Origin of the sequence: Halobacterium bonnevillei (assembly GCF_009831555.1) — an archaeon.
Lineage (GTDB): Archaea > Halobacteriota > Halobacteria > Halobacteriales > Halobacteriaceae > Halobacterium > Halobacterium bonnevillei.
Window position 1 is genome coordinate 1 of record NZ_WUUU01000347.1, and the last position, 1,108, is coordinate 1,108.

The 1,108-nt window shown below is 70.3% G+C and carries 1 protein-coding gene and 1 pseudogene; one reads left to right on the forward strand and one right to left on the reverse strand.

The window, feature by feature from the left end:
• A pseudogene (locus tag GRX66_RS19200) lies at positions 1-194 on the reverse strand (phosphoglucosamine mutase); the annotation flags it as partial.
• Between the two features lie 189 nt (positions 195-383).
• Between GRX66_RS19200 and GRX66_RS19205 the strand changes: the two are divergent.
• Entirely contained in the window at positions 384-1,076 is a 693-nt protein-coding gene (locus GRX66_RS19205; RefSeq protein WP_159527866.1) for an MFS transporter, read from the forward strand.
• Positions 1,077-1,108: the final 32 nt, after the last annotated feature.

The following is a 1,108-nucleotide window of genomic DNA, read 5'->3' on the forward strand; positions in this document are numbered from 1 at the left end:
TCCACGCCGACGCTCTGGAGGCCGCTGGTCGCGGCGTTCACGAGCATCCGGCCGGTCGTCCGCGTGTCGCGACCGACCGCGACGCGGTCGGTCCGCCACACCGACCCCGCCGCCTTCGCGACACCCTGCACGAACCCCGGGGTGAGTTCGTCGTTGGCCACACCCCGCGTGCCACTCGACCCGAACACCTTCATGCCTGGTAGTGCGCTCGCCCGCACCTAATCGCTTCCGAACTCGGCACTCCTGTGGAGGCGGTGCTCGCCGGTTTCACACACGATGAGGCGAATGCAGTCCTCGTTCCCCCTGACCGGGAGTCGAGGGTCCCGCCGAAGCAGTGGCCGCGCCAACCTATTTTTGTGTTCACACGGAATCCCCTCGGACGAATGGGCCGACGCGACCTCGGGCTGTCCGGGTGGGGACTGGTCGTCGCCGCAGCCGCGGTGATGGGCGCCGGGGGCATCTACCAGTTCGCGTGGTCGTCGATCCGCCTCCCGCTGGGCGCTCGCCTCGGCGCGCCCGAGACGTCGCTGGGCACGGTGTTCACGCTGTTCGTCGTCTTCCAGACGGTCGTCCAGTTCCCCGCCGGCTGGGTGCGGGACCGGTACGGCCCCCGACCGCCGCTGCTGGTCGCCGCCGTCTGTCTCACCGCGGGATTCCTCGGCGTCGGCTTCGCGGACACCCTCCCAGTCGCCGCGTTCGCGTACGCCGTCGGCGGCGTCGGCGCTGCCGCCTCCTACACGGTCGCGGTGAACACGCCCGTGAAGTGGTTCGAGGAGCGCCGCGGCCTCGCGACCGGCGTCGTCACGATGTCCTACGGCGGGCTGAGCTTCCTCCTGATCCCGTCCATCCGGAGCGGCGTCTCCCTGGCGTTCCAGCGAACGGTCGTCGCCCTCGGCGTCGGCACCGGCCTCGCCGCGCTCGTCGCCGCGCTCGTCCTGCACGACCCCGACCGTGAGACGACGACGACGAAATCACTGTGGACGACGAACGCGCGTGGACGTGGCGGGAGACGGTTCGCACGTGGCAGTTCTGGCTGCTGTACGTCGTGTTCGTCGTCGTCAACGGCGTCGGCCTGATGCTCATCGGGAAGGTGGTGTCGTTCGCCGCC

Bases quoted from the DNA above. Each gene is read 5' to 3' on its own strand.
- GRX66_RS19205 (WP_159527866.1), top strand. From the start codon at position 384: ATGGGCCGACGCGACCTCGGGCTGTCCGGGTGGGGACTGGTCGTCGCC.